Origin of the sequence: Winslowiella sp. 2C04 (assembly GCF_050037805.1) — a bacterium.
Lineage (GTDB): Bacteria > Pseudomonadota > Gammaproteobacteria > Enterobacterales > Enterobacteriaceae > Erwinia > Erwinia toletana_A.
Genome location: NZ_CP188300.1, coordinates 4717257 through 4742211 on the forward strand (window position 1 = coordinate 4717257; position 24955 = coordinate 4742211).

At 52.6% G+C, this 24955-nt stretch carries 23 protein-coding genes and 2 pseudogenes; 12 read left to right on the plus strand and 13 right to left on the minus strand.

Going from position 1 to position 24955, the window contains the following annotated elements:
* Positions 1–92 precede the first annotated feature (92 nt).
* The gene (locus ACP3TC_RS21445; RefSeq protein ID WP_313854759.1) at positions 93–806 is read left to right on the plus strand and encodes a response regulator transcription factor; all 714 of its coding nucleotides are present in this window, start codon (positions 93–95) and stop codon (positions 804–806) included.
* A gap of 75 nt (positions 807–881) precedes the next feature.
* Positions 882–1532, plus strand: a complete 651-nt coding sequence (locus tag ACP3TC_RS21450) for a LuxR C-terminal-related transcriptional regulator (protein WP_426817225.1) — start codon at positions 882–884, stop codon at positions 1530–1532.
* Positions 1533–1651: 119 nt separating this feature from the next.
* Here ACP3TC_RS21450 and ACP3TC_RS21455 read toward each other — a convergent pair whose 3' ends face one another.
* Entirely contained in the window at positions 1652–2203 is a 552-nt protein-coding gene (locus ACP3TC_RS21455; RefSeq protein ID WP_313854757.1) for a tyrosine-type DNA invertase, read from the minus strand.
* A 720-nt stretch (positions 2204–2923) separates the two neighbouring features.
* Here ACP3TC_RS21455 and ACP3TC_RS21460 point away from each other — a divergent pair.
* From ACP3TC_RS21460 to ACP3TC_RS21475, 4 genes and pseudogenes are all read left to right on the plus strand, one after another.
* A pseudogene (locus tag ACP3TC_RS21460) lies at positions 2924–3445 on the plus strand (fimbrial protein).
* Positions 3446–3765: 320 nt separating this feature from the next.
* Positions 3766–4032 (plus strand): fimbria/pilus periplasmic chaperone, encoded by a 267-nt coding sequence (locus ACP3TC_RS21465; protein WP_426817226.1) that lies wholly within the window; start codon positions 3766–3768, stop codon positions 4030–4032.
* Between the two features lie 36 nt (positions 4033–4068).
* Positions 4069–4541: pseudogene (gene fdhE / locus ACP3TC_RS21470) on the plus strand (formate dehydrogenase accessory protein FdhE); the annotation flags it as partial.
* Between the two features lie 52 nt (positions 4542–4593).
* Positions 4594–5205: a glutathione S-transferase gene (locus ACP3TC_RS21475; RefSeq protein ID WP_426817227.1), complete on the plus strand. Its 612-nt coding sequence runs from the start codon at positions 4594–4596 to the stop codon at positions 5203–5205.
* A gap of 97 nt (positions 5206–5302) precedes the next feature.
* Here ACP3TC_RS21475 and glyS read toward each other — a convergent pair whose 3' ends face one another.
* The 3 genes from glyS to ACP3TC_RS21490 form a co-directional block, all read right to left on the minus strand.
* Positions 5303–7372: a glycine--tRNA ligase subunit beta gene (gene glyS / locus ACP3TC_RS21480; RefSeq protein ID WP_426817228.1), complete on the minus strand. Its 2070-nt coding sequence runs from the start codon at positions 7370–7372 to the stop codon at positions 5303–5305.
* Positions 7373–7381: 9 nt separating this feature from the next.
* Positions 7382–8293: a glycine--tRNA ligase subunit alpha gene (gene glyQ / locus ACP3TC_RS21485; protein WP_313854753.1), complete on the minus strand. Its 912-nt coding sequence runs from the start codon at positions 8291–8293 to the stop codon at positions 7382–7384.
* A gap of 132 nt (positions 8294–8425) precedes the next feature.
* Complete coding sequence (locus tag ACP3TC_RS21490; RefSeq protein WP_426817229.1) at positions 8426–8665, minus strand: hypothetical protein; 240 nt, start codon at positions 8663–8665, stop codon at positions 8426–8428.
* Positions 8666–8851: 186 nt separating this feature from the next.
* On the opposite strand from ACP3TC_RS21490, the gene ACP3TC_RS21495 reads away from it, so the two are divergent.
* Positions 8852–9847, plus strand: a complete 996-nt coding sequence (locus ACP3TC_RS21495; RefSeq protein WP_426817230.1) for an acyltransferase — start codon at positions 8852–8854, stop codon at positions 9845–9847.
* Here the strand turns inward: ACP3TC_RS21495 and ACP3TC_RS21500 are convergent.
* From ACP3TC_RS21500 to xylA, 6 genes are all read right to left on the minus strand, one after another.
* On the minus strand, positions 9844–10314 hold the full coding sequence (locus ACP3TC_RS21500; protein ID WP_313854748.1) for a SemiSWEET family sugar transporter: 471 nt from the start codon (positions 10312–10314) through the stop codon (positions 9844–9846). The two genes, ACP3TC_RS21495 and ACP3TC_RS21500, sit on opposite strands and share 4 nt — an antisense overlap.
* Entirely contained in the window at positions 10311–11714 is a 1404-nt protein-coding gene (dalD, locus tag ACP3TC_RS21505; RefSeq protein WP_426817231.1) for a D-arabinitol 4-dehydrogenase, read from the minus strand. The genes ACP3TC_RS21500 and dalD overlap by 4 nt, the downstream gene beginning before the upstream one ends.
* A 98-nt stretch (positions 11715–11812) precedes the next feature.
* Positions 11813–12733, minus strand: a complete 921-nt coding sequence (locus ACP3TC_RS21510; RefSeq protein ID WP_313854744.1) for a GlxA family transcriptional regulator — start codon at positions 12731–12733, stop codon at positions 11813–11815.
* A 1-nt stretch (position 12734) separates the two neighbouring features.
* Positions 12735–13277: an isochorismatase family protein gene (locus ACP3TC_RS21515; protein WP_313854742.1), complete on the minus strand. Its 543-nt coding sequence runs from the start codon at positions 13275–13277 to the stop codon at positions 12735–12737.
* A 142-nt stretch (positions 13278–13419) separates the two neighbouring features.
* Positions 13420–14871, minus strand: coding sequence for a xylulokinase (gene xylB / locus ACP3TC_RS21520; protein ID WP_426817232.1), 1452 nt, complete (start codon positions 14869–14871; stop codon positions 13420–13422).
* Positions 14872–14892: 21 nt separating this feature from the next.
* Positions 14893–16215, minus strand: coding sequence for a xylose isomerase (gene xylA, locus ACP3TC_RS21525; protein ID WP_426817233.1), 1323 nt, complete (start codon positions 16213–16215; stop codon positions 14893–14895).
* A gap of 312 nt (positions 16216–16527) precedes the next feature.
* Here xylA and xylF point away from each other — a divergent pair, with 312 nt between their 5' ends.
* The 5 genes from xylF to ampH all read left to right on the plus strand — a co-directional run bounded on the left by xylF (position 16528) and on the right by ampH (position 22832).
* Positions 16528–17520 (plus strand): D-xylose ABC transporter substrate-binding protein, encoded by a 993-nt coding sequence (xylF, locus tag ACP3TC_RS21530; protein ID WP_426817234.1) that lies wholly within the window; start codon positions 16528–16530, stop codon positions 17518–17520.
* A gap of 71 nt (positions 17521–17591) precedes the next feature.
* The gene (locus tag ACP3TC_RS21535; protein ID WP_426817235.1) at positions 17592–19118 is read left to right on the plus strand and encodes a xylose ABC transporter ATP-binding protein; all 1527 of its coding nucleotides are present in this window, start codon (positions 17592–17594) and stop codon (positions 19116–19118) included.
* Positions 19111–20295, plus strand: coding sequence for a xylose ABC transporter permease XylH (xylH, locus tag ACP3TC_RS21540; protein ID WP_426817236.1), 1185 nt, complete (start codon positions 19111–19113; stop codon positions 20293–20295). The genes ACP3TC_RS21535 and xylH overlap by 8 nt, the downstream gene beginning before the upstream one ends.
* Positions 20296–20388: 93 nt before the next feature.
* A complete protein-coding gene (xylR, locus tag ACP3TC_RS21545) occupies positions 20389–21567 on the plus strand; it encodes a D-xylose utilization transcriptional activator XylR (protein ID WP_313854731.1) in 1179 nt (392 codons plus the stop codon).
* A 155-nt stretch (positions 21568–21722) separates the two neighbouring features.
* Entirely contained in the window at positions 21723–22832 is a 1110-nt protein-coding gene (ampH, locus tag ACP3TC_RS21550) for a D-alanyl-D-alanine-carboxypeptidase/endopeptidase AmpH (RefSeq protein WP_426818313.1), read from the plus strand.
* A gap of 42 nt (positions 22833–22874) precedes the next feature.
* On the opposite strand, the gene dnaC is transcribed toward ampH, so the two are convergent.
* From dnaC to ACP3TC_RS21565, 3 genes are all read right to left on the minus strand, one after another.
* On the minus strand, positions 22875–23615 hold the full coding sequence (dnaC, locus tag ACP3TC_RS21555) for a DNA replication protein DnaC (protein ID WP_313854730.1): 741 nt from the start codon (positions 23613–23615) through the stop codon (positions 22875–22877).
* Entirely contained in the window at positions 23612–24163 is a 552-nt protein-coding gene (gene dnaT / locus ACP3TC_RS21560; RefSeq protein ID WP_426817237.1) for a primosomal protein DnaT, read from the minus strand. The genes dnaC and dnaT overlap by 4 nt, the downstream gene beginning before the upstream one ends.
* Before the next feature lie 133 nt (positions 24164–24296).
* The gene (locus ACP3TC_RS21565; protein ID WP_426817238.1) at positions 24297–24944 is read right to left on the minus strand and encodes a hypothetical protein; all 648 of its coding nucleotides are present in this window, start codon (positions 24942–24944) and stop codon (positions 24297–24299) included.
* Positions 24945–24955 lie beyond the last annotated feature (11 nt).

Sequence of the window (24955 nt, forward strand, 5' to 3'; positions counted from 1 at the left end):
AGAACCATCAATAAGAACCATCAATAAAGAACGTAAGGATTTTGTCCCGGATTATGTTCCTGTCGGGAAGTGACTGAGAAAACAAGGAAGCTATGATGAACAGTGTCGAAAACCTCACGCCGGGTCATGGTACCCATGACGCTTTCAGCCGAAATTTACCGGTGGAAGGCGTATTGATTATGGACGCTTGTCCCGTTACAGCTCTGGGCATGAAGCGTGTACTGACCGGTTCCTGCGGCATCACAAAATCCGTCAATTATGTACAACGCCTTGCGGATATCCCGGCGGCCATCGCCCGCTCGTTACCGGCCCTGCTTATCATGGATATCTGCGGCGAAAAGGAATCGGTGCTTGATGGCCTGCTGTTGCTGGCCCATCTGCAAGATTCACATCCGGAGATGAAAATCATCATCTGCACTGATTTCAGCGATCATCGCGTGCTGGAACTGCTGGCGTCCTCTCCGGCCAACGGTGTGTTACTTAAACACGAGCCGGAGCTGGCGCTGGTGCAGTGTGTTTTTGACGTGATGACCGGTGGGGAGCAGTGGCTTAGCCCGAAAGCAAAGAGGCTGGTGACGAACACTGCGATGAAAAACCCGGCACTCACCGCCCGTGAACTCGAGGTGCTGACCTGTCTTTTCTCGGGTATGAGCGTTTCCAGCGTCGCGCAGACGCTGTATCGCGATATCCGCACGGTGAGCACACATAAGCGCAATGCGATGACGAAACTGGGTTTTCACAATGACAGTGAACTTTTTGCCCAGGGCACATGGATGGCGAAGATTGGTCCGGCTGCCAGCCATTAATCCCGGTGGCAAAAGGGCATCCGCAAATGGAACGGTGTCGGGAAATGAAGCCCGGCAGCAAGGAGCAAGAGAGTTATGTATCATACTCATACATCGACCCGCGCCGTGGCGCTGATGGACAGCCAGCCGCTGACGCTCTCCGGACTGTCATCACTGATTAAGTCCATTGATAGCGGCTGCGATATCCGCGTGAAAGAAACATGTCTGGAGAAAATCTCAGAAGCCCTGATGTATCACTCCGTGGATATTCTGGTGACAGACCTGCAAAGCGCGCAGGAAAACCTGCACCAGGGGCTGGATATTCTGCTAAATCTGAGTGAGCAATTTCCCCGTCTGGATATCGTGGTCTATACGCTTTGCCATAACGGCAACGAACTGCGAAAGCTGGTCAACCAGCGCAATATCAGTCTGATCGCACGCGGTGAATCGCTGAGCGACACCGAAGATTATTTCAGACAGGCATTTGCCCGAAAGCGCGTCTTAAGCCCGCGGATCTGTTGTGACCTGGTGCGTCTGACTGAACAAAATATAAAGGTTTCCGCGCGGATCACGCGAAGCGAAACTGAGGTGCTCAGGCATCTGTTTAACGGCATGGACCTGCGTGAAATTGCGCAAGCTAAGCAGCTGAGCATCAAAACGATCAGTGCGCACAAATGCAATGCGATGCGCAAACTGGGAGTGAAAACCGATTCCGAGCTGTTCCTGATGTTGAAAAACATTTGTTAAATAACAGGAGTTAAAAAAAGGTGCTGAACAGGCCGTGAAGGGGAAAGGCCTGCGGGCGGAGGAAATGCCCCTTCATAAATAAAGCGGGCATTCCCGTTTTGGGGCGCAGAACACGATGACTATATATTGATGGCCCTGAACCGCTCGGCATTACTTGCCGTGTAAATAACAGTATTCTGAATATTTCTGTGGCCGAGATAATCCTGAATCAGCCGGGTGTCACATCCTTTATCTGCCAGCGCAAACCCGCAGGCATGCCGGAGCATATGGGGGTGAACATTGACATTGATACCGGCTTGTTTTCCATAGTTGCGTATTAAACGGTAGATCTGCTGGCGGGAGATCTGACCACCGTGTCGTGAGAGAAATAACCACTCAGTGTCTGAATCAAGATATTGTGAACGTACTTTCAGCCAGTCTTTAATTGCCTTTACCTCGCGGATTTGTAACGGGTGATGGACCGAAAAACCATTTTTCAGACGGGATATGTGAATTATATTCGTTGCCAGCTCAATGTCGTTTACCCGTAACTTTGTTAATTCACTGACGCGAAGGCCATGAATAAAACACATTAATAACATGCATTTATCTCTGACTGCGTTCTTTCCGACCGCAGTTGCGGCGATCAGTTTCTCAATTTCCAAATGAGTGAGGTATTTTCTCCCTGCCATTGTCCTAATCCTTTGAGTAATTCTTTTATTCTACAGGTTGTTGTGTTTCATACGCGATGGTGAGCTATTTAAGCATTAGATTATACATTCAGCAAATGAATTATTAACACTAAGTATTATTCGCCGGCTTATGTAATTAAATGTCGGGATTCATGTTGGGCTCGTCACACCAGGCCTGAATGGCCGACTCATCAGGCCAGAATGTCAGAGCCCCGATGGATGAGCGCCGTGTTGTAGGTAGCCCAGCTGGTGATTTTGAACTTTTTTTGCCACGTGATATCGCTGCAGGATCAGGAGTGTGGTGATCTGATCCTGACTACCGTCAAAAGTTCGATTTATTCAACCAAGCCCGAGCTATGGCAAAATAACACACTCCACAGATATGTTTTTTTTAAATAAAGAAAATTTATTTTATATCATCCAGGATTCTTCTTGGCTAATATCCTTAGTTACTTTTTAATTGTTGAGTTAAATATTTTAGAGTAAGCCCTATTTCGTTTAAAACTCAATTATATAAAATACTATAAAAACCAAACAAACAACATAAAACACTACGCAAGCGGTGATTGTGTAGTTTTAATATTTACATTTTCAATGATTATCGACACAAAAAAAATCAAAATTTTAATTATCATTTTCCCACTTGAGTCATGGTCATTACGGTTTGATTACTTAACTTAAGTAATCGCTTTTAACATGATTACAAATAGGGAAATTTGAATGAAAAAGAATCTACTTATCGCTGGAAGTTTGTTCGCTATCTTTGCTTCAAGCCATGTGCCAATAGCGTCAACTAACACCATATCGTTCCATGGTGAAGTAACGGATGAGACCTGTTCATTGATGGTAAATGGGAATGAGGCTCCAGCTGTTATTTTATTACCTACCGTTTATGCAGGAGACGTGGCCGCAGCGGGTGATGTTGCCGATGCGGCTTCATTTAATATGGGGGTGTCTGGTTGTACTGGCAGCTCTACGGCTACAAATATCAGCACAGTTTTCGTTGGCAACCTTGTGGATAATACACATACTGGTACAGCTCAGAATGTGACAATGCAGCTACCAGATACTGGCGCTCAACCGATAGCTCTGACTTCACGTTACACCGCGCAGTAAGACCTTTCTCTTGCATCCGGTGAAACTGAAGCAACCTCTGCTTTCTCGGCGCAATCTTACGCAACTGGGGCTGCCACTCCAGGTACCGTTGCTGCATCCGTTCAATATGCGATCAGTTATCAGTAGAAATTAGCCCCCCAAGAAAAATAATGATTAGTGAAGAATATAAGTATTGGCAGGTGAAATGAATGCTCAAACGTTTCATGCCAATATTGCTGTGATTTAAATATCCTTTTTAAGGTGTTTTAGAAATGCTAAATCAGATAGCAACAGTGATAATCAACACTTTAATATTAAAAAAATCTAAAACTTATATTTTTTGATATTATCATTATTTTTATTTTCAAAATTATTTTCAAGCGTCACAATGATTGGTAATCGTAAAATATATCCTTCAGGAAGCCGTTCTGTCGTTCTGGAATTTAGAAATAAAGATACAGTAACTTATGCTGCTCAGGTCTGAGCTTGATGATGGTGACGTTAATTTCACTCCACAAACAGGATATGCACCATTTATAGCATCGCCATCGCTATTCAGGATATTGTCAGGTAGTGGTCAAGTGATGCGGCTCGCGTTTAATCAGTCAAAAAATTTACCCACAGATCGCGAATCATTATTTAGTTTTAATTTCTTAAAGATACCACCGGCTAATGCACAGAATAAAGATGGTGATAAAAGCAACAAAATGCTTATGTACAAAAAACAGTCTTAACGTGGGATAATTTCCGTTTTCCAGGCGGGCCCCGTATTGTACGACCATCCGCTGCTAATGGATTTACACCCGCAGCTGGTTACCAGCGCTGCCAGTGGCAAACCGCCGCTCGATGTTCATATCCTGCCGCGCGATGCGCACTGGCAACGACTGCTGCATTCACTGATCGCCGAAATGAAGCCAGCGATCATCGCCAGTTTTGTCCGGTTTGTAACAGCGTTCAGGTCGCCAGCGTGGTGCATATCGGTAGTCAAAATGACGATCTGCGCTATCTTCATTGTAATCTGTGTGAAAGCGAGTGGTACGTTGCGCCGGATAAATGCACTAAGGGTGGTAAAAGCAGAAAGTTGCGGCGACTGCGGCACCGGGCTGAAGCTGTTTTATCAGCAGAAAGATCCGGCAGTGGAACCGGTCGCCGATGACCTTGCCACGTTGGTGCTAGATGCGCGTATGGAGCAGGAAGGCTTTACCCGCAGCAGCCTGAATCCTTTTAATTTCCAGGTGAATAATTTTTCGGGTGATTAAGCGGACTTTGTTTAGCGAACCAATGGAGAGAGCGTAATGAAATTGATCGGCAATTATACCAGCCCGTATGTGCGTAAAATCTCGGTTATTATGCTGGAAAAAGGCATTACGTTTGAGTTTATCAATGAATCGCCCTGGCATGACGAGAGTCCTGTGCCGCAATACAATCCGCTGGGTAAAGTGCCGGCGTTGGTAGTTAAACCTGATGAGATCTGGTACGACTCTGCATTGATTGCCGAATATCTCGATCAGCTGGATATTGCCCCGGCGTTGCTGCCTTCTGACAGACTGGCATCGCTGAAAGTGCGTCAGATTGAAGTGCTGGCCGATGGCGTATGCGATGCGGCGCTGATAATCGTGCGTCAACAGATGCTGCCGCCGGAACAACAGTCGGAAAGCGAGCTGCTGCGCCAGCGTAATAAAATTCAGCGCGGGCTGGATGCGCTGGAAAAACATGCGGCACAGAGGGAGTGGTTGAACGGCGAGAGCCTGACGCTGGCCGATATCGCCACCGCCTGCACCATCGGTTATCTTAATTTTCGCCGCGTGGTGCCGAACTGGTGCGTCGAGCGCCCATCATTAGTTAAACTGGCTGAAAAAATGTTTCAGCGCGAGAGTTTTGCCCGGACGGTTCCGCCTTCGGCATAAGAAAGGGAGCCGAAAATGGCTCCCCTACGACAGACTAAATGAAAATCTCAGCGGGCGGTATTTTTACCGCCCGTTGCAAAGATTTACCACCCTCGCATTACTGCAACAGCGAAATATCCGCGACCTGCAGGAACAGCTCACGCAGCTTAGATAACAGCGTCAGGCGGTTGATCCGCACTGCCTGGTCGTCCGCGTTTACCATCACTTTATCGAAGAAGTTGTCCACCGGCTTGCGCAGTTGCGCCAGCTCGATTAGCGCATCCTGATAGCGGCCTTCCGCGAAGAACGGTTGCAGTTTGCTGGTCAGCGCGGTGACGAATGTCGCCAGCTGAATCTCTTCATTTTCCTTCAGCAGTGACGCCTGCACGCTGTCGTTCAGCGTTTCAGTCGATTTTGCCAGGATATTCGAGACGCGTTTGTTAGCTGCGGCCAGCGAAGCGGCCTCTTCCAGCGTGCGGAAGTGCGAAACCGCCTTCATGCGCGCATCAAAATCAGCCGGACGGGTTGGGCGACGTGCCAGTACCGCCTGCAGAGTATCAATGCTGTGACCTTCCTCCTGATACCAGCTACGGAAGCGACCGAGCATAAAGTCGATTACGTCATCGGTAACCTGCGCGTTGGTCAGCTTGTTGCCGTAAAGACGCACCGCCTCTTCCGCCAGCGTTTGCAGGTCGAGTGGCAGATTTTTTTCGACGATAATACGCAGTACGCCCAGCGCCGCACGACGCAGTGCAAAGGGATCTTTATCGCCTTTTGGATGTTGTCCGATACCAAAAATACCGGCCAGCGTATCCATTTTATCGGCAATCGCCAGCGCACAAGCCACCGGGTTTGACGGCAGATCGTCACCGGCATAGCGCGGCTGATATTGCTCGTTCAGCGCCACGGCAACGTCTTCTGCTTCACCGTCATGACGCGCGTAGTGCATTCCCATCACGCCCTGGGTGTCGGTGAATTCGAACACCATATTGGTCATCAGGTCGCACTTCGACAGCAGGCCAGCGCGAGTAGCATGATTCACGTCAGCACCGATCTGCGCGGCAATCCAGCCAGCCAGCGCCTGAATACGGTCGGTTTTGTCACGCAGCGTACCGAGCTGTTTCTGGAACAACACGGTTTCCAGACGCGGCAGGTTATCTTCCAGACGCTTTTTACGGTCGGAGTTAAAGAAGAACTCCGCATCGGCCAGGCGTGGACGCACCACTTTCTCGTTACCGGAGATAATCTGCTGCGGATCTTTCGACTCAATATTGGTAACAAAGATAAAATGCGGCAGCAATTTACCGGCATCGTCGTACACCGGGAAATACTTCTGATCACCTTTCATGGTGTAAACCAGCGCTTCAGCCGGAACTGCGAGGAATTTCTCTTCGAATTTCGCCGTCAGCACTACCGGCCACTCCACCAGCGAGGTCACTTCTTCCAGCAGACTTTCGCTCAGATCGGCATTACCGCCAATGCTGCGCGCTGCGGCTTCGGCATCGGCTTTAATTTTAGCTTTACGCTCGGCGTAATCCGCCATCACTTTGCCGCGCTCCAGCAGAATCTGCGGATACTGGTCGGCGTTATCGATGGTGAATTCCGCTTCGCCCATAAAGCGGTGGCCGCGAAGGGTGCGGGCAGAATCAATGCCGAGAATCGTCGCAGGAATCGACTCATCACCCAGCAGCAGAGTCACGGTATGCACCGGACGCACAAACTGAGTCTCTTTATCGCCCCAGCGCATCAGTTTAGGAATCGGCAGCTTAGACAGTGCGGTTGCCACCATCGCCGGTAACAGCGCCTGTGCAGTTTCGCCTTTGGTCTGTGCGCGATACAGCAGCCATTCACCTTTGTCGGTGCTCAGGCGCTCGGCCTGATCGACGGTAATGCCGCAGCCACGCGCCCAGCCTTCGGCTGCTTTAGTGGCAACGCCATTGGCGTCAAACGCGGCAGCAATCGCCGGGCCACGTTTTTCAACTTCGCGATCCGGCTGGGAGGCGCTCAGATTTGCCACTTTCAGCGCCAGACGACGCGGTGAAGCAAACCAGCTGACCTCACCGTGCGCCAGGTTAGCGGCATCCAGTTCGGCAGTGACATGAGCGGCAAAAGATTCAGCCAGGTTACGCAGAGCCTTTGGTGGCAGCTCTTCGGTGCCGATCTCCACCAGAAACGTTTTTTCAGTCATGGCTGCCTCTTATTTCTTGTTATTGCACATCGGGAAGCCCAGCGCCTCACGAGACGCGTAATAAGCTTCAGCCACGGCTTTAGTCAGGGTACGAATGCGCAGAATATAGCGCTGACGCTCGGTAACCGAGATCGCCTTGCGTGCGTCCAGCAGGTTAAAGGTGTGGCCTGCTTTCAGAATGCGTTCGTAAGCCGGCAATGGCAGTGGTTTTTCCAGCGCCAGCAGGCTCTGTGCCTCTTTCTCGTACTGCTCGAAACAGGTAAACAGGAAATCGACGTCAGCGTATTCGAAGTTATAGGTGGACTGCTCCACTTCGTTCTGATGGAACACATCGCCGTAGGTCGTTTTACCCAGCGGGCCGTCGCTCCACACCAGGTCGTATACGCTGTCCACGCCCTGGATATACATCGCCAGACGCTCAAGGCCGTAGGTGATTTCGCCGGTTACCGGCTTACACTCGAGGCCGCCAACCTGCTGGAAGTAGGTAAACTGCGTCACTTCCATGCCGTTCAGCCACACTTCCCAGCCGAGACCCCAGGCACCCAACGTTGGGTTTTCCCAGTTATCTTCAACAAAGCGGATATCGTGGATAGTCGGATCCATGCCCAGCTCTTTCAGCGAGCCGAGATACAGCTCCTGAATATTGTCCGGTGATGGCTTGATAATCACCTGGAACTGGTAGTAGTGCTGTAAGCGGTTTGGGTTTTCGCCATAGCGACCGTCGGTTGGACGGCGTGACGGCTGCACGTAGGCGGCAGCAATTGGCTCCGGCCCTAACGCACGCAGGCAAGTCATTGGATGAGAGGTGCCGGCGCCGACTTCCATGTCCAGTGGTTGAACAATGGTGCAGCCCTGACGCGCCCAGTAATCCTGCAAGGTCAGGATCAGGCCTTGAAAGGTCTTAGTATCAAACTTTTGCATGATGATTTCGCACGCGATACGAGTGGATTAAAAAAGTGTGCGCCAGTATACCCTTTGACCGCCATTTATGCAGCCCGTGATATTGATTCGTCAGGATTATGCGCGAAATGGCCGCTGGTCAGCGGCCAATCGTTATGCAGCGGCCCGGCTATGCTTACGGCGATCTTCTGCTATCAAAATCACACCATACTGTTTCTGGTCGGGATGGATGCGCCAGATCTGTTCTTCTGGAATACTGTTTTCATCGTAGCGAACGCGGTGGCCATCGAAGGGAAAAAATTTTGCGGCATCAGTATCCAGGGCAAATACCCTGCATTTTTTCGATGACTTGGCGATTTTCTTCCCTTTGGCCTGTGATTTTCTCCATTCCATCGAGTTTACCGTTTTCCTTAATCCACTGGCTTAAACAATACCCTGATGTGCAATAATCAACCAATCGCGCTTAAGTCATCCCAATCGTCTAAGCTGATTCCGATTCACGGCGTCAGAGGTTGTTGAATGACTGCCGCCTGGCTAACCTCTTTTTACGCCTTGAAGCGCCAGTAAAAAGAGGAAGTAATGCCGCAAAAGATTGGCTGGATAGATAATTTACGCGCTGTGGCCTGCCTGATGGTCATCATGATCCATACCACCACCTGGTATATTACCAACAGTCCACAAGTGGCCGAATTCCATTGGGATATTGCCAATCTGCTTAATTCCGCTTCACGAGTCTGCGTACCGATTTTCTTTATGATTTCGGGTTATCTGTTCTTCGGTGAGCGCAGCGCGCAAAACCGCCATTTCTTACGTATTGCGCTGTGCCTGCTGTTTTACAGCGCGGTGGCGCTGGCCTATATCACCTTACTGACGCCGATCAGTGAAGCGATTTCCCTTAAACACTTACTGCAAAAACCGGTGTTCTATCACCTGTGGTTTTTCTTCGCGATTACCGTAATTTATCTGTTGTCGCCGCTGATTCAGGTTAAAACGGTCAGCGCACGCTATGTGGCAATACTGGTGTTAATCGTTGCGGTAGTGGCAAACCCGAATACCGTCGATCAGTCGTTCGGCCCCTTCCATTGGTTGCCAATCAATCTGTATATCAATGGCGATACATTTTACTATGTGCTGTATGCGCTGCTCGGGCGTGCTATCGGCATGATGAATACCGAAAAGCGCGCGCTCAGCTGGCTGGCGGGAGGATTATTTACTGCCTGTGTGATGGGTATTTCCATCGGTACGCGTAAAGAGCTGCATGTTAACGGCGCCTTTTCCGATACCTGGTATCTGTACTGCGGCCCACTGGTGTTTATCGCCGCCATCAGCCTGTTGGTACTGTTCAAAAACTGCCTGAATCAACGCCCGTTACCAATTTTAGCCACCATCTCGCGCAATTCGCTGCCAATTTATGGCTTCCATGCGCTGTTTATTCACTTTATGCGCACCCACGATCTCGATCATACCAGCCAGCCACTGTTGGATATTCCGCTGGTCTTTTTCATTACCCTCGGTGGTAGCTTGCTGCTGGCACTGGGCCTACGCCGCATTGATAAGTATCATCTGGTGAGTTAGGCGATTTCGCGCCGCCGGGATTTTTTGTCCGCCTTGCTGCTTTTTTGCGGTTTGTCGCTGGCCAGCGGGCGCAAACGGTTGATCCGCGGTTTCATAATCACGCGCGGAATGCGCACAAATTTGCGGCGCGGAGTGTTGCTGCGTACCGGACGTTCGTGCCACAGCTTCAGCGCAATGACGGTAAATGCCAGCAACGCGGTCATACCGTTGGCGCACATCACCGGAATATCCCCCATGCGATAGCCGTACCACGTCCAGCAAGAAACGCCGAAGAACAGCGCCGCCCACATGCCCAGCGATAAGCCACTGGTATCCTTATTTTTAATAATATGCAGCACCTGCAAGAAAAACGAACCGGTGGTCACCCAGGCTGCCAGCGTACCCAGCGCAATCGGCCAGGGTGACAGACTGACGATAGAGATCAGCGCCAGTATCAGCGTAAGTGCGACAATTGCAATATTCTTCATGACGTTTTCTCCTCGGCCACGATAGTTTGTTTCACCTGCTCAACCACCGCCGCCAGCCGATCGATAAACTCCGGTTTGCCCGCCAGTGAACCAAACAGTTTTTTACTCGAGGCAAACGCGCGCAGCGGATCGTCAGCGTTGTAGATCTCTTCAAACGACAGCGAATCAATGGCGCGATCCTGATAGTCAAACGCCAGTTTTCCCAGATGGCGCTGCTGCATGAACAGGAAAAATAGTGCGGTAAGCACCAGCGTCGCATCAGGCTGCTGATGCTGCTGAAAACGCGCTTTTAGCGTCGGAACGATAAACTCATGTAGTTTGGCGATACTGTCGGAGGAAACGCGCTGATTTGTATCGCGCACCCAGCGATTGCTAAAACGGTTTAGCGTGGTATCACAATATTCCGCCAGATTAAACTGTGCGGGCTCCAGACACGGAACCACATCCTGCAATACATAATCGCGGATCCATTGCTGCACTTGCGGCGTCAGGCTCTGGTCAATGTATTGATAACCCAGCAGTGAGCCGGCCCAGGCAATGCCGCTGTGGCTGGCATTCAGGATACGGATTTTTGCTTCTTCGAACGGCGTAACGTCATCGACAAACTCGACGCCAACCTGCTCCAGCGCAGGACGGCCAGCAATAAAGTTATCTTCAATTACCCATTGAGAAAACGCTTCACAGCACAGCGGCACCCGATCATCGGTAATCCCCTGCTGTTCCAGCCGCGAGTAAATTGCTTCATCAAATTTAGGTGTGATGCGGTCAACCATGCTGTTAGGTGCGGAGGTATGCTGCTTAATCCACGCCAGCAGGTCCGGGTCATTTTTTTCGCTGACAAACTCCAGCAGTCCACGGTAAAAACTGTCACCGTTATTGCGTAAATTATCGCAATTCAGCAACGTCACCGCGCCGCCGTTCTGCTGCATACGCGCCCGCAGAATTTTTACCAGTGCGCCATACAGCGTCGAGGTTTCATCCTCTTCGGCCAGATCAGCCTGAATCGCGCGATCGTCAGTATTCAGATGGCCTTCATCATCGAGGAAATAGCCGCCTTCAGTGACGGTAAAAGAGATAATTTTAGTGGCACTGTCGGCACCGACGTTGATCAGCGTCTTCAGGCCGCTATCCCAAAGAATAACCTGTTCGATGGCGGTGATCGGCTGGTACGTCATCTGACCTTCAGGAGAGATAATCTCCAGCGTATAGCGGCCTTGCTGATCGGCGAGTTGTTGCAGGGTTTGCTGAGTCGCGCTGTTGCGGATATTGGCGAGAGTAAGGCTCCAGGAGGTTTCACCCTGATCCCGAAGTTGATTGAGATACCAACTCTGGTGAGCACGGTGAAAAGCCCCTGCGCCCAAGTGTAACCACGTCGATTTATCACTGCTGTTTGTGACCAAACTGAGTCCTTAATCCCGCTGGGACGTAAATTTTTGTTACCGATAACACTAGCACAAAATATTCATCATGCTGAAATGTCCGAAAAGTCCCCACGCCGTTAGCGCTGCCAGCGTAAGGCCGCACGTCGCAATTGCCGCGACGAGGAAAACCCCGCCGCCAGCGCTGCGCGTTCGGCGCCTTCACCCTGCGTGACTCGCTGCTGCGCCACCGCCAGCCGCAGCTGTTCATGATAGTCGCGCACGCTGATGCCCAGATGCTGGCGAAACAGCCGCGTAAGATGCCGCGCACTAACGTGCACGCGCCCGGCGATCTCTTCCAGCTGCCAGCTTTTCTCCGGATGCTGAATCAACAAATCCTGCGCACGATGAATCGCCGGATTAAGATGATTTCGATAGCTTAACCACGGTGATAACTGCGGATCGTCGCCGGATCGCCGAAAATAGACCACCATTTCCCGCGCCACTTCCAGCGCCATCTGCGATCCACACAGGCGCTGGATCAAATGTAGCGCAAGATCGATGCCAGCGGTGATTCCGGCGCTGGTCCAGATGCCGCGATCTTCGATGAAAATACGATTTTCTTTAACTAACGCACGGGGATCGGCGGCCTTCAGTCGCGCCAGTACTTCATGATGGGTGGTGCATTGCACGCCCTGCATTAAACCGGCGCGTGCCGCCAGTAACGTGCCGGAACAGACACAGACCAGCGTGATTTTGCGGGCATAAATAGCCGGTTGCAGCTGCATCAGCCAGTTTCGCGCGATCAGCGCCTGCGGAGTATCAAAACAGATGCTGGAATCGAACACTCCAGGCACCACCAGCAAACTGCCGTCCGGTAAACTTTCCGGCAGCGGCTCAATTCTGCTGATGGTCATATCGGTGGAGGTGATGACCGCGTCCTGCGGGCCAATGTAACGCGGTGAAAATGCGCCTTTCGCCAGCTTCAGCGTCTCGGCCGGGCCGGTAAGGTCCAGCGTCATCACGCCAGGTAACGTCAAAAACCACACCGGAATCGGCATATTATTCTAGCTCCTGCAGGCATTGTTCCACGGTGCGAATAGTGGCGAAGCGGTTGATCAGCACGCTTTCGGTACGATGGCGTAAATCAGCCACGCTCAGCGTGATGCCATTATGAGTGATCGGGAAAGTCAGCGTGGCTTCAGTGACATAAGTAACGTTATAGCCTAAATCCGAAGCCACGCGCGCGGTGGTTTCGCAACATTGTTCGGTACGCAGCCCGCTGATTATCACCTTAGTAATCTGCTGTTCACGCAGCCAGCTTTCAAGACCCGATTCTGTCAGTGCATTATGCACTTGTTTATAAAAGGTTTTATCTGCCTGATGATGTAAGAAAGGCAGGCGTTCAACCAGCCCTGACGCGCGTGAAAACGGGCCTTCAGCTTCAACGTGAAACACATCAATCAGCGGAATACCTTTTTGCTGACAACCGGCTATCAACTGGCTGACCTTTTGTTCAAAAGCCGGGGTTTCTGCTGTTTCTGAATAGCCTCGGTGCCAGAAAGATTGTTGGATATCGATCAGTAACAGTGCCGTTTTGGACATTTCAGGACGCCTCGTCAGATGGGTTAAGCCCAATAATGACGGGAATCCTGATGATGATGAAGGCCAAAAAAGGACATATCAGACAAGGTTCAGGACCGATTATCTGATGGCCGTAATACGCCACGGTCAACTTGAGCCGCTCCTACATTAGCGGCTCAAGTTGACGATACAACTGGGCAAAGGTTTCACGCTGCGCCTGATATTGTTGATGGCGAGCGGCATCCGGCTGATGCCGCTGCTCCAGTGGTAGCGTCGGTAATAGTTCTGCCAGCGGAGTGTCCGGATGCAGCGCAATCAGCGCCAGACGCGCCGCACCAAGCGCCGGGCCCACATCACCGCCGCGGCAATAATCCAGCGTCTGACCGCTGATATCGGCCAGCAGCTGTCGCCAGAACGCGCTGCGCGCGCCACCGCCAATCAGCATAATGGTCTGTGGCTTAACGCCGCTGTCATGCAGCACGTCCATGCCCTGCGCCAGCGCAAAGCCAACGCCCTCCAGCACCGCACGCGCCAACTCAGGTCGGCCATGCTGATGGGTAAAACCGAAAAATACCCCTTTAGCCTCGGGGTTATTGTGCGGCGTGCGTTCACCCGAAAGATAAGGCAAAAACCATACCGGCGGCAGATCGCGCTGCGCGTTTTCCGCTTCCGCCAGCAGTTGCGGCACGTCTTTGCAGCCGCTGAGTTGCGCTGCCCAGTCGAGGCAGGAGGCCGCACTGAGCATCACCGACATCAGATGCCAGCGCTGCGGCAGTGCGTGACAGAAGCTGTGTACCGCACTTTCCGGATTACTGCGAAAACCGTCACTGACGACAAAATAGACCCCAGAAGTGCCGAGTGACAGCATCGCCTGGCCGGGCTGAAACATGCCCACACCCAGTGCACCTGCGGCATTATCGCCGCCACCTGCCACCACCGGCACCGTTGACATCCCCCATCGGGCGGCAATCTGCGAGCTTAGCTGGCCGGTTATCTGGCATCCTTCAAACAGGGCAGGCATCTGCTCACGGCTCAGGCCGCAGGCACTCAGCAGCGCATCGTTCCAGTCACGTGCTGCCATATCCAGCCACAAGGTGCCCGCCGCATCAGACATATCTGTGGCAAACTCACCGGTCAGGCGGAAGCGAAGATAATCTTTTGGTAACAGCACTTTAGCAACCTTAGCGAAAATCTCCGGCTGATGCTGCTTAATCCACAGCAGCTTTGGCGCGGTAAAGCCCGGCATCATCAGGTTACCGGTAATCTGCCGTGAGTCGCTGACTTTCTCTTCCAGTTCACGACACTGCACTGCACTGCGTCCGTCATTCCATAATATCGCCGGACGCAGTACCCGATGTTGCGCATCAAGCAGCGTGGCTCCGTGCATCTGACCACTCAGTCCGATGGCTTGCACCTGACTGAGATCCTGTTCCGCCGCCAGCGCCTGGAGCGCCTTATCGGTCGCCTGCCACCAGCTTTCAGGATCTTGTTCACTCCAGAGTGCTTGTGGCCGCGACACGCTGAGTTTTTCCGTTTTACTGGCCAGCAGCTGGCCTGCGGCATCCAGCAATACCACTTTAACGCCCGACGTGCCTAAATCGATGCCGATTACCATATTGCCTGCTCCTTCGCGCGACTATTTGTCGAACAGATAGTGATTAACCAGATTCTCCAACTGCTCCTGACGACCACTTTGATGCTGTGGGCTGAGATGATGCTGCTGCGCATATTGCGCCAGTGCCGCCAGAGAATACTCACCGCTCAGGATCTGCTGGCCCAGCTCAGCGTTCCAGCCGCTGTAGCGCTGTGCGACACGGTTATCCAGTTCACCGGCTTCAACCATGCGCGCCGCCACTTTCAGCGCCAGCGCCATGGTATCCATCGCGCCGATATGACCGTAGAAAAGGTCATATTTATCGGTGCTTTGGCGGCGAATTTTCGCATCAAAGTTTAAACCGCCAGTAGTAAATCCGCCTGCTTTAACGATCTCATACATCACCAGCGCATTCTCTTCGACACTGTTTGGAAACTGATCGGTATCCCAGCCGAGCTGCGGATCGCCGCGGTTGGCATCGACTGAACCAAAAATTCCCAGTGCAATGGCGCTGGCAATTTCGTGATGGAAAGAGTGACCGGCCAGCGTAGCGTGATTGGCCTCAACGTTAACCTTAATCTCTTTTTCCAGCCCGAATTGCTTCAGAAAGCCATACACCGTTGCTACGTCGTAATCATACTGGTGCTTGGTCGGTTCCTGCGGTTTTGGCTCAATCAGTAAGGTGCCCTGGAAGCCAATTTTGTGTTTGTGCTCCACCACCATCTGCATAAAACGACCAATCTGATCGCGTTCCTGCCGCAGATCGGTGTTCAGCAGGGTTTCGTAGCCTTCGCGCCCGCCCCACAGCACATAGTTTTCACCGCCCAGCTTATGGGTGGCGTTCATCGCGCTATTTACCTGCGCCGCCGCCCAGGCAAACACCTCTGGATTCGGGTTGGTTGCCGCGCCGGCACCGTAACGCGGATGGGTAAAACAGTTCGCCGTGCCCCACAGCAACTTGACGCCGCTCTGCTGCTGTTTTTCCAGTAATACATCGGTCATTACCGCAAAGTTTTCCAGATAGCTGTGCAGTGAATCGCCCTCAGGCGATACATCGACATCGTGGAAGCAGTAATACGGCACGTTCAGTTTCTGGAAGAATTCGAATGCGACATCCGCTTTGCGTTTTGCCAGTTCCAGCGCATCACCCGGCTGCTGCCACGGACGGTCAAATGCCCCGACGCCAAACATATCTGCACCATTCCAGCAGAAGCTGTGCCAGTAACAGGCGGCAAAACGCAGATGATCGGCCATGCGCTTGCCCAAAATCATCTCATCGGGATTGTAGTGACGAAACGCCAGCGGGTTAGTACTTTGCGTTCCTTCGTAACGAACACCATCCAGCTTGTCAAAATAAGCGTGCATAACCGGCTCCTCAAGGTTGCCATTTAATAAAATCGTTAACTTAGGTTGATTGTGTTATCGCAATGGCATCCGCTCAATTACGTTATTTCACACCTGAATTAAGATAATTAATAAATGTGCGCCAGCTCGCAAAATAACGGAAGCCAGATATTACGGGAGAAAAAACCCGATCGCCGTCATAGTTTCGCAAATAAACCAAAAAACATAACGTCAGGAGGAAAATCTGTAATTGCCGTCAGAAACGTCTGTGATAACAATTCATCCGCCTGACTATGCGAATGTCAAAAGCAGCCAACCTACAAGGTGACGACGATGAAGATTAAACACGCTTTACTGGCGGTATGCGCCGCGCTGGCTCTGATCGGCCATGCGGCGAGTGCAAAAGAAGTTAAAATCGGTATGGCCATTGATGACCTGCGTCTTGAACGCTGGCAAAAAGATCGTGACATATTTGTCAAAAAAGCCGAAGCACTGGGCGCAAAAGTATTTGTCCAGTCAGCAAACGGCAATGAAGAAACGCAAATGTCGCAAATCGAAAATATGATAAATCGCGGCGTCGATGTTCTGGTTATTATTCCTTATAACGGACAGGTGTTAAGTAATGTTATTGCCGAAGCCAAACGCGAAGGAATTAAAGTATTAGCCTACGATCGAATGATTAATAATGCCGATATCGATTTTTATATCTCCTTCGATAACGAAAAGGTCGGAGAGATGCAGGCGAAAAGCCTGACTGAACGCGTGCCGCAGGGTAATTATTTTCTGATGGGCGGCTCGCCGGTGGACAATAACGCCCGCCTGTTCCGCGACGGCCAGATGAAAGTGCTTAAACCGCTGATCGACTCTGGCAAAATCAAAGTGGTTGGCGATCAGTGGGTCGATGCCTGGTTACCGGAAAACGCGCTAAAAATTATGGAAAATGCGCTGACGGCAAACAGCAATAAAATCGATGCGGTAGTGGCCTCCAATGATGCGACCGCCGGCGGTGCTATCCAGGCGTTAAGCGCCCAGGGGCTGGCGGGCAAGGTAGCGATTTCCGGCCAGGATGCCGATCTGGCGGCCATCAAGCGTATTAACAGCGGTACGCAGACCATGACGGTGTATAAACCGATCACCAAACTGGCTGACGAAGCGGCAAAAATCGCCGTTGAGCTGGGTAATGACCAGCAACCCCAGTCGAATGCCAAACTGAATAACGGCGTCAAAGAGGTGCCTGCCTTTTTACTTGAACCGATTGCGGTCGATAAAACCAATATCGACAGCACGGTGATCGCCGACGGTTTCCATAAGAAAAGCGATCTCTGACGGTTTCTGCGATCGCCAGCCTGCCGCTGGCGGTCTCCTCGTAATGGACAAATTGCGGAGGTCACGGTGACATGACAACGCTGCTGGAAATGAAAAACATCACCAAGCTGTTTGGCGTGGTCAAAGCGGTTGATGATGTCAGCCTCAGCCTGCAGGCCGGTGAAGTGCTGTCGCTGTGCGGCGAAAATGGCTCGGGTAAATCGACGCTGATGAAGGTGTTGTGCGGTCTTTATCCCGCTGGCGAGTATCAGGGCACGATACTTTTTTCCGGTGATGAAATGCAGGCCAGCGGTATCCGCGATACCGAGCGCAGAGGCATTGTGATTATCCATCAGGAGCTGGCTTTAGTGCGGCAGCTGACGGTGCTGGAAAACATCTTTCTTGGCGCAGAACTGACCCGCTTTGGCATGGTGGATTATGAAACCATGACGCTGCGCTGCCAGCAGCTGCTGGCCCGGGTCAGGCTTGATGTGTCGCCGGACACCCGCGTCGGCGAGCTGGGGCTGGGCCAGCAGCAGTTGGTGGAAATCGCCCGCGCGTTGAATAAGCAGGTGCGCCTGTTGATTCTTGATGAGCCGACCGCTTCGCTCACCGAACAGGAAACTGAGGTGCTACTGGCAATTATTAACAACTTGCGCGAGCACGGCATCGCCTGCATTTATATCTCGCACAAACTGAATGAAGTGAAAGCCATCTCCGACACCATCTGCGTAATCCGTGACGGTAAACATATCGACACGCGTGACGCGACGGTGATGAGTGAAGATGAAATTATCACCATGATGGTCGGTCGTGAGCTGACTTCTCTCTATCCTAATGAACCGCACCAGATCGGCAGCGAAATCCTGCGGGTTGAAAACCTGACGGCGTGGCATCCGGTTAACCGCCAGATTAAACGAGTCGATAACGTCTCGTTCAGCCTGCATCGCGGTGAGATTCTTGGCATCGCCGGGCTGGTCGGTGCCGGGCGCACCGAAACCGTTCAGTGCCTGTTTGGCGTCTGGCCCGGCCGCTGGCAGGGGCAGATCATTATTGATGGCAAAGCAGTCAGCATTACCGACTGCCAGCATGCGCTGGCGCACGGTATTGCGATGGTGCCGGAAGATCGTAAAAAGGACGGCATCGTTCCGGTAATGGGCGTCGGGAAAAATATCACGCTTGCTTCACTCGATCAGTTTAGCGGCGCAGTCTCCACCCTTAACGATGCTCAGGAACAGCTGGCGATCCAGCAGGCACTGGTGCGGCTGAAAGTGAAAACCTCGTCGCCGGAACTGCCGATTGGTCGCCTCAGCGGCGGCAACCAGCAGAAAGCGGTGCTGGCCAAATGCCTGCTGCTTAATCCGCGCATTCTGATTCTGGATGAACCCACTCGCGGCATCGATATCGGTGCCAAATATGAAATCTACAAACTGATCAATCAGCTGGTTCAGCAAGGCATCGCGATTATCGTTATCTCCTCAGAACTGCCGGAGGTGCTGGGATTAAGCGATCGCGTGCTGGTAATGCATCAGGGGCAAATCAAAGCCGACTTAGTCAATCAGAACCTGACCCAGGAACAGGTAATGGAAGCGGCACTGCGGAGCGAACATTATGCTTAAGACCGACTCAACTCAGCGCAGTCTGTTATCGCCAGCGGCGAGCGCATCCAGCGGTAAGTTTCGACTGCTTAATTTCCAGGTACTGGTGATGCTGGCCGCGATCCTGCTGATTATGCTGTTTTTTACCTGGATGACCGACGGTGCTTATCTCAGCGCACGTAATATTTCTAACCTGCTACGCCAGACGGCGATTACCGGCATTCTGGCGGTTGGCATGGTGTTTGTGATTATTTCCGCCGAAATCGACCTGTCGGTTGGCTCGATGATGGGGCTGCTCGGCGGCGTGGCGGCAATATTTGACGTCTGGCTGGGCTGGCCGCTGCCGCTGACCATTCTGGTGACGCTGGTGCTCGGACTGCTGCTTGGCGCGTGGAACGGCTGGTGGGTGGCGTATCGCAAGGTGCCGTCGTTTATCGTCACGCTGGCCGGCATGCTGGCGTTTCGCGGCATTCTGGTCGGCATCACCAATGGCACCACCGTCGCCCCTGGCAGTCCGGCGATGTCGCAGATTGGCCAGAGTTATCTGCCGGACGGCATCGGTTTTGGCTTTGGTGTGGTCGGGCTTTTGCTGTTTATCTTCTGGCAGTGGCGCTTACGCCTGCGCCGTCAAAGCATGGGCCTGCCGCAGGCTTCCGCCACCGGTTCAGTGGCGCGTCAGTCGCTGACCGCGATTCTGGTGCTCGGCGCCATCTGGATGCTGAACGATTATCGTGGCGTGCCGACGCCGGTACTGATCCTTTCCCTGCTGCTGCTGGCCGGAATGTTTATGGCGACGCGTACCGCTTTTGGCAGAAGAATTTATGCCATCGGTGGCAATCTCGATGCCGCCCGGTTATCGGGTATTAACGTTGCCCGCACCAAAATGGCGGTGTTCGCAATTAACGGCCTGATGGTGGCGATCGCCGGGTTAATCCTCAGTTCACGCCTTGGCGCCGGCTCGCCTTCCGCCGGTAATATCGCCGAACTGGACGCGATTGCCGCCTGCGTGATTGGCGGCACCAGTCTGGCGGGCGGCATCGGCACGGTAGCCGGGGCGGTAATGGGCGCGTTTATTATGGCCTCGCTGGATAACGGCATGAGCATGATGGATGTTCCGACCTTCTGGCAATACATCGTTAAAGGCGCGATTCTGCTGCTGGCGGTGTGGATGGATTCGGCAACCAAACGCCGCGTCTGATTATCGATAGCGATCACAGGGCTGGCTTATTTTTTTCTGCTGGATATTACGGCGTGTTATTGAAATGGAGTGATTCACTCCGGGAAAGACGCCATGGTTGAGAAACGTTTTCGTATCACCCTGCTGTTTAATGCCAACAAAGTCTATGATCGCCAGGTAGTAGAAGGCGTGGGTGAATATTTGCAGGCTTCGCAAAGCGACTGGGATATCTTTATTGAAGAGGATTTCCGCTGCCGCATCGATAATATTCGCGAATGGCTGGGCGACGGGGTGATCGCCGATTACGACGACAAACAGATTGAGTCACTGCTGCAACAGGTTGATGTGCCGATTGTCGGCGTCGGCGGCTCGTATCACCGGGCGGAGGATTATCCGCCGGTGCATTACATCGCGACGGATAACGCGGCGTTAATCGAAAGCGCCTTTTTGCATTTAAAAGAGAAAGGCGTGCATCGCTTTGCTTTTTACGGTTTACCGCTGTCGAGCGGTAAACGCTGGGCACAGGAGCGTGAGCACGCCTTCCGGCAGCGGGTGGCGCAGGAACGCTATCAGGGGGTGGTGTATCAGGGCATGGAGACCGCGCCGGAAAACTGGCAGCACGCGCAAAACCGCCTCGCCGACTGGGTGCAAACCCTGCCGCCGCAAACCGGTATTATTGCCGTTACCGATGCACGCGCCCGTCATCTGCTGCAGGTTTGTGAACATCTGAAGATACCGGTGCCGGAAAAACTGTGTGTGATTGGCATTGATAACGAGGAGCTGACGCGCTATCTGTCACGCGTGGCGCTGTCATCGGTCGCGCAGGGATCGCGACAGATGGGTTATCAGGCGGCAAAACTGCTGCATCGCCTGCTGGATAAACAAGCGCTGCCGTTACAACGTATTCTGGTGCCGCCGGTAAAAGTTATCGAACGCCGTTCGACTGACTATCGGTCGCTGTACGATCCGGCGGTGATTCAGGCGATGCACTACATTCGCTTCAATGCCTGCAAAGGAATCAAAGTGGAGCAGGTGCTGGATGCCGTTGGCATGTCACGTTCTAATCTGGAAAAACGCTTTAAAGATGAGACCGGCGAAACCATCCATGCCTTGATCCACAGTGAAAAGCTGGAAAAGGCGCGCAGCTTGCTGGTTTCGTCATCGCTGTCGATCAATGAAATCTCGCAGATGTGTGGCTATCCGTCACTGCAGTATTTTTATTCGGTGTTTAAGAAAAGCTACGCCGCTACGCCAAAAGAGTATCGCGAACGCTTCGGCGAAGTGACGCTGTAAATTATCTCCCAGCGTGACCGACCTTAAAAAAACATCGTCCGGCAAAATTTGATTAGTGCCATGAATAACAGAAATGACTACTATGCTGATTATTCTCTGTCATCCATCTGGACAAATCGCCGTTGAAATCATCCCTCTCCTTTTTACTGGCTCTGATGGTTATCGCTTTGCCCGCACGCAGCCAGCAACTCAGCTCACCCGACCCGCTACTGGCTTCGCAAATCGTTGATCGCTATGCGGAGCATATCTTCTACGGCACCGCAGCCACCGGGATGGCGATGGTGGCGATTGATGGTAATCAACGGGTGTTTACCAGCTTAGGCGATACCCGGCCCGGCAATAACGTCAGGCCACAAAAGGACTCGCTGATCCGTATCGCGTCGATCAGCAAGCTGCTGACCAGTGAACTGCTGCTGAAACTGGCCGAGGACGGGGTTCTGCGTCTTGACGATCCGCTGAGTAAGTTTGCTCCGCCTGGCAGCAGTGTACCGACCTATGCGGGCCAGCCAATCAGGCTGATCAATCTGGCGACCCACACCAGCGGCCTGCCGCGTGAGCAGCCGGGCGGTAAACCGGTGCGTCCGGTATTTGTCTGGCCTACCCGCGCCGAGCGCTGGGACTGGCTGCAAACCGCCCGCTTAACTACCCCGCCGGGCGTCAGTGCATCATACTCGAACCTGGCCTATGATCTGCTCGGCGATGCGCTGGTACGCGCTTCCGGTATGACCTATCCGAATTTGCTCAGCAGCAAAATCACCCGACCGCTGGGGATGAAAGACACCACGTTTACCCCGTCGCCAGAACAGTGCGCGCGCCTGATGGTGGCGGAAAAAGGTGCCAGCCCCTGCGTGAATACCCTTGCAGCGATTGGCAGCGGCGGTATTTACTCAACGCCGGACGATATCGCCCGCTGGATGCAGCAGTTTCTCGCCTCGGACGTGCATCAGCGCAGTGCGCAGGCCGACCGGTTGCAGACGCTGATCTACTCGCGTAATCAGTTAACTAAACTTGAAGGCATGGATGTGCCGGGCAAAGCCGATGCGCTCGGAATGGGCTGGGTGTATATGCAGCCAAAAGACGGACGTCCTGGAATTATTCAGAAAACCGGCGGTGGTGGCGGTTTTATTACCTATATGGCGATGGTGCCGCAATATAACGTGGGCGTATTTGTGGTGGTCACGCGCTCGCCGCTAAGCCGTTTTACCACCATGAGTGATGGGGTCAATAACCTGGTTACGGAACTGGTGGGCAACCGCGCGGGTTAATGAGTGCTGTTTAACAGGGCGGCTTTTTGCCGCCCTTGCCAGTCAATACTCTTCACCGGTCACCCGGCTGCGATAGCTGTCCCAGCTAAAGCGTACCCACAGGCTTTTACCCAGGCGCATACGGTCCATTACGCGCTCGCCGAGCAGCGTATTCATCCCCGCCATATCGAGGTTGGACAGCATCCCGGTCGGGCGCTTGGAAGAGGAACGACGGTCGACAATCTGGTTGATAATCACCTTTTCATAGCGCGATTCGGTCTGCATTCCAATCTCGTCAATTACCAGCAAATCAACGGTACTCAGATCGTGGATCAGGCTCTCTTCAGTCACGCCTTTACTGCCGCTGAAGGTGCCCTTCATATTTGACATCAAATCGGCAACCGTCACCACCAGCACGCTTTTACCACGAAGAATCAGATAGTTACCAATTGCCGCCGCCAGATGATTTTTACCGGTACCCGGCTTACCCGAGAAAACAAAACTGGCGATGCTGCCGTCAAACTCTTCCGCATACTGACGTGCGCAATCCAGCGCGTACTGCTGCTCTGCGCATTCCACGCGGTAATTATCAAAGGAGCAGTTGATGTGCAGTTCACGAATGCCGGAACGACCCAGAATACGCTGCATTTTCATTGCGCGGTTTTCACGAACGATGTCCTGCGAGCGGATTCGTCCCTGCTCCTGGTTCCAGGCAAACAGCTCGGCACTGTCCTTAAACTTGGGCTTAATATGCGCAGGCATTAAGCGCTGCATGCGTTTCAGCAAGTCGCTACTGTTTTTCATCGCAAACCTCTAAAGCCATCAGGAATGGATTGGTCGGGTTCCGGAAGTTGATTAAGATCCCGTTTCTGCTGACCACCGTTGGCCGCTCTGCTCAGCTGTATGCTGCGCGCCAGCTTTTGCTGCCACTGGACATGGTGGAACACCCGTCCTTCCGCTTGCCAGTAGCTGACAAACGAGGCCAGCTCGGCAGGCGTCACCGCTGAACTTAACGCCACGCCCCAGATTGCTGCCAGACGCACAAAATCCGCATCCGGCTGCCAGCCCTGATACATCGGGAATTTACCGGCAGGAACCGGAATCGCATCGGGGTGTGCCAGTTCATCATCAAACAAACTCTCCTCCAGCGTCACATCCGAACGCGCCTGTCTGGCAGACGCTTCAAACGCCAGCAACTCTGCCAGCCTGTCGGGCGTGACCGCGTACAATACCGGCGCATTGTTGTCGAATACGGCGACCGTACCTTGCTCCGCCGACGCCAGCGCTTCCAGCGGATGATGACGGAATGCATCCATGCCGATAATGGTTGAGGTTAAGATTTTGACAGACATGGCTCAGTCTCTGGTTGGTGTTAATGTAAAGCAGCGGGAGCGAACAGCAGTTAACGTCCTTCCACGATTCTAACAATTTTAGCGCAGGAGATCGCCTGAATCCGGCGCGGAAGGTCGTAATCGCGACAATAAATTAGTTTTGTTGCTGCCACACCATCACGGGCTTCTTCACCGTGGCAGTTTTCAGCTCCCACAAATAGCGCACGCTGGCAAACAGGCAGAAGCTGTAACCCAGCAGTTCGCTGCCCTCTTCGGCGATATTTTTCACCGTGCGGTTATAATCGTCCAGCATCAGATGTTGCCACAGCTGATGCATGCCAAACAGACGGGAAAACACCAGCACCGTCAGCAGGCCAGCCACCATCATATTCCAGGCAGGATGTTGCAGCAGATGAACCAGACCAGACAGGGTTTTTGCCAGATTTTTCGCGGCATAGCTCAGGCTAAAAGCCGCCAGCGCCAGCGCAAACCACACCCAGGCACCGTGGTGAATCTCGTCGAACAGGAAGTCCATTTCGCGGATCAGCATGCAGCCAAAAAAACCACCCAGCAGCAGCAGGCTCGGGCGATACTGCTCATGACCCGCAGCGGCAATGAAAAATGAAGAAGCAATCGCAGCCAAAATCAGTTCCTGTGCGATTTCAGTAAAAGAGGACTCGTGAACGGCATTATTCATCCAGTTCACGTCCATAAATATCAGGCCCATCATCATTGCCAAAAAGACAGCGCATGCCAAAAAGGCGAAGAGTTTATTACGAATAACGGCAAGATCGGACGGCATAATGTTTCCAT